Here is a 4,249-nt window from a genome sequence, read left to right as displayed (position 1 = left end):
CATTCACCACACCCAAAGCCTATTGATTCAAACAAACCTCGTTTGTTTGCGCCCGCCGAAGGGGCATCCCCCGAAGATCGGGGGTAGGGGGTTTGAATATTTGCGATCCAACGGGCTGACCGTTGGCGGGTTTGGGCAGAGCCCGAAAAGAGTCACTGGAGAACCAGTGCCCACTTATGCACCTAAATAGGTGCTGTGGGTTTTCTCTCCGTTCAAAGCAGAATGCGAGGCATTGTACCGTTGGCATGAAAGAGTCAAAAATGATAAGATTAAAGAAATATTTGTGCGTTTGTTTTGTTTGGCGAAGGTGCGCAGCGGAAGACGACGACAGTCGTCGAGTGGCAACGAAAAGCGAAGCACCTAGAGCCAAACGGGAACCCCCCCACTCTAACAGGGGGGTACTACGGAAGAAAAAAACAAATTGAAGCTAGTCATAGCAATGGATTGACTCGTTTTGAGTTTGTGGCAAGGATTTATTTGAATGATTAAATCTATAAAAATATCAAGGCTGTATTTCAAAAATGCCGTTGAGAGCGTTCAGATTAGATTCTGAGCGCTTTTATTTTTGTTCGGGTATTCAAATAGGGTGATGAGTTAAAAACGATTATAAGGGCTTTAAATGCGTTTTTTCGTTTTGTCTGCTATGATATGTTTTTGTGTCTTATTGGATGGAAAGTGCTTGTGGGACCTTAAAGTTTTGTTTTTTGTTGTGCATCATGTCCAAAAAAACAAAATAAAAAACCCCCATGGGGGGTTAGTGGTTTTTTGTTTTTGGTTTTAAAAAAAGACTAGCAATTTGCTGGTCTTTTTTTGCGATTTCAACGAAGTTGTAATCGTGTTTTTTCTTATCTTGATACATATAGAAACATTGAGATTTTCAAAAAGTATGATAAATTCAGTGCTGTCAATGGTTTAAAGGTAATTTGACAGGGAAAAACCCCGTCTGCTATTATTAAGTTACCACACCAAATAATAGATAGCTAGAGAACTAGCGGCAGAAGGGGTTTTTTCTTTGTTTTATTCATCTGAAAAGAATTATACCATCCTCGACGACAAAACCGCAACAGGTAAAAAGCGGGATTGGAAGGGGAAAAAGTTGAGATCGTCGCTTATGGCGGCTCACTATGAAGGACTTGAAAAGCGTACCGGTGCGCCTTACTACGGAAAAAAGGCAGAGAAAGTATGTGATTGTGCGGAATGTCTTGCGTTTAAGAGAGATAGAGAAACGGGCAGACTACGATTATATCAAGCCTATTTTTGTAAAGTGAGGTTATGCCCTATGTGTGCATGGCGAAGATCATTGAAAATTGCTTATCACAACAAATTGATCGTTGAAGAAGCCAATCGGCAATATAAGCCAGCATGGATATTTCTCACGTTGACAGTAAAAAACGTTGAGGGTGATGATCTGAAACAGACCATTTCTGATATGATGAAAGGCTTTAATAGATTGATGAAATATAAAAAAGTTGATTCTGCGGTGCGTGGGTATTTCAGAGCTTTAGAGATTACGAAAAATCATGAAGAAAATACATATCATCCGCATTTTCATGTGTTAATACCTGTTCGTACTAATTACTTTGGTAAGAACTATATTAATCAAAAAGAATGGACAAGCCTTTGGAAGCGGGCAATGAAATTGGATTACACACCGATTGTGCATGTGCAGCGGGTCAAAGGAAAAAAGGGAATCGATGCGGAAGCGATTGAAAAAGAAGTCCGAGAAGCAATGGAAGAACAGAAAGCTGTTTTAGAAATTTCTAAGTATCCAGTGAAAGATACGGATGTGATACGTGGGAATAAAGTGACTGAGGAGAATTTGGATACGGTCTATTATTTGGATGATGCATTAAGTGCCAGGCGCTTGATCGGTTACGGCGGGATCTTGAAAGAGATTCATAAGGAACTGAATTTGACCGATGCCGAGGGCGGCGACCTTGTTAGGATTGAAGAAGATGATGATGAGGTAGCCAATGAAACGTTTGAAGTCATGGCACGTTGGCATGTTGGCATTAAAAATTACATAATTAATTAGAAAAGCAGGCTTTTATTAGCCTGCTTTTCTATTATTATTATTATGTTACAGCACATACTGCAGCGAAAGCTATTCCGCATGCTGCCCCACATGTACCTCCGGCTACAGGCCCCATTAATGCATAGACAAGGCATATTTGTCCGCAAGCGACTAAACCTGCTGCAGAACATGCAAATGATTTGCCATTAAATTTAAATTTTTTCTTTTTTGATTTAGATGTTGATGCTTTATCTTCATCTTCTTTATTATCTTTTTTTGTGACTTTATTTGTATCGTAGTCTTTGTAGTTCATAATGTATTCTCTATTTTTTCCGTTGTCTTTACTCTTTTCTGCTACGAATTGTATTATTTTTTCAGAGTAGTTGTCGTAAATACTTGTTGTAACAATCGTTTCTTTTGTTTTTGTGTTTTTGTATACTTTATTGCTGACATAGATAAAAGTGCTGCCTTCATCTGTATCGGTAGTATATTTTATTTGAGGAATCTCTTTATCTAAAGCGAACTCTTCAAATTTTTCTTTCTTTAAGTTATTTCTTAGTTCTTTGATTTCTTTTACTTGTTTTTCTGCATTTTTTAATACTTTTAAATCTTTTTCTGTCATTTTTGATGGAGTGATGTTCTCATCTTGCATTAATTTTTTTTGTTCTTCTAAGATGTTTAGGTCTTTCTTTTCTACTGCATTTACAACAAGAGTGTTACTAAAAGTTAACATTAGAATGCATAGTGAAACTAAAAGTTTTGTGAATAATTTCATCATTTTCCCCTTTCATTTCCTTAAATTGTTATAGATTTAAAAATAACATATAATTTACCTTATTTTCAATTTATTATTTAAAAAACTTAAAGTTTAACAATTTATTAAAAGTATTTTAGAGGTTGTTTATTTCTGTTCTTTTATATTGCATATAAAATAATATTAAGGGAGTAAAAAAAATGAAAACAAATGAAAAGTTGAAAATTCTTAGAGAGAAAAACGGCCTAACAAGAGATGATCTAGCTTCCAAATTATTCGTAACCAAACAAGCTGTATATAAGTGGGAAAAGGGTATGAATTATCCAGATATTAATAATTTAATGAAAATCGCAGACATATTTGGAGTTAAAGTTGACGATTTGTTAGATGAGAGCCGAGATTTAAATAGTTTAAAGAAAGGGGATTTATCTATGCTTGATAATAAAGCTAAGAATAATTTGAAAGTTTATGTGAAGTTGCTTCCGTGGATTGGTCTCTTTTGTAGTATTGTTCTTTCGATTTATTTTTTTGTAATTGAGGGTGTAAATTATGATATTGGATGGGCTGTTTTATATTGTTTGATGCCCTTTTTAATATTTACTGCTATATCTATACCTGTAAGAATTGTAACTAGAAGACAGAGTAATTAAAATAAAAATCAGCTACCATAGATGGTGCTGATTTTTATTTTATTGATGTATAATATAACAATTATGAAATTTAGGAAATTAATGTTATGTGTATCAATCCTGTCTTTGGGTGCGTTTCACTTCCAAAATTGCCACCACTTTTTTTGTTGAGCTGTAGCAATCATTTTTTTTGTTTCAATGGATTCTTTCAAAGCGAGCATGAGATTTTCATCTCGCTTTTTTTGTTGTTCTTCAAATTGTTCGAGTCGTTTTAGGATTGCCTGATTGAATTCCTCTTGTCTTTGAATGAGATCGGCGACATTCACATCTTGTAGCGGTGTAGCGGTATCCGATATGGACAAGTTTGACCGATACAAGGTCGCTACAAGTTTGGCTACTTCTTCTAGTGATTTACCACTCAATTTAGAGTGTGTGTATATATACTCCATAGCGGATAAATCGGACTCATTATACTGACGCCATCCCTTAGTGTCTCTGGCGAAATTATAGCCGTTTTTCTCAAGCATGGCGGCGTATTTGCGTATCGTGACGCTGGAGACATTGAGCTTGTTTGCAATGTCTTGTGAAGAAAGGTAGGTTTCGGGTTTCATAGCGGGTTCACCTCTTTATGATTCATTCGCTATGGTATACGCTACGCCCTCCTAGATCAAAAGGCAAAATGTTTTTGTTTTGCGTAGCGGGTTGAAAGAGAAAAATTTTGATAAGTGTCGCTGGAGACATTTCGGAAAAGTGTGCACTTAAAAGGAGCGTTACTGTTTAAAAAATGGAGTGAAAAACATTCGGCATGAGTCAACGGTAAGCGGAACGAAAGTGAGCATTAAGGAGTTGACT

The 4,249-nt window shown here is 36.1% G+C and carries 4 protein-coding genes; 2 read left to right on the top strand and 2 right to left on the bottom strand.

Features of this window, described 5'->3' with window-relative positions:
- The first annotated feature begins 1,012 nt into the window (after positions 1 to 1,012).
- Entirely contained in the window at positions 1,013 to 2,035 is a 1,023-nt protein-coding gene (locus tag NST01_RS19345; protein WP_046526813.1) for a protein rep, read from the top strand.
- Positions 2,036 to 2,075: 40 nt separating this feature from the next.
- Here the strand turns inward: NST01_RS19345 and NST01_RS19340 are convergent, their stop codons facing one another.
- Positions 2,076 to 2,789, bottom strand: a complete 714-nt coding sequence (locus NST01_RS19340; protein ID WP_046526812.1) for a putative immunity/bacteriocin fusion bifunctional protein — start codon at positions 2,787 to 2,789, stop codon at positions 2,076 to 2,078.
- A gap of 179 nt (positions 2,790 to 2,968) precedes the next feature.
- Here NST01_RS19340 and NST01_RS19335 point away from each other — a divergent pair, with 179 nt between their 5' ends.
- A complete protein-coding gene (locus tag NST01_RS19335; RefSeq protein ID WP_052141850.1) occupies positions 2,969 to 3,418 on the top strand; it encodes a helix-turn-helix domain-containing protein in 450 nt (149 codons plus the stop codon).
- Between the two features lie 116 nt (positions 3,419 to 3,534).
- Here the strand turns inward: NST01_RS19335 and NST01_RS19330 are convergent, their stop codons facing one another.
- On the bottom strand, positions 3,535 to 4,008 hold the full coding sequence (locus NST01_RS19330; protein WP_056704295.1) for a DUF3967 domain-containing protein: 474 nt from the start codon (positions 4,006 to 4,008) through the stop codon (positions 3,535 to 3,537).
- Between the last annotated feature and the right edge of the window lie 241 nt (positions 4,009 to 4,249).

This window comes from Bacillus sp. FSL R7-0166 (assembly GCF_038008935.1).
In the GTDB taxonomy this organism is placed as follows: domain Bacteria; phylum Bacillota; class Bacilli; order Bacillales; family Bacillaceae; genus Bacillus; species Bacillus altitudinis.
Note: the sequence above shows the minus strand (reverse complement) of the source record. Positions and strands in the feature narration are given on the sequence as shown.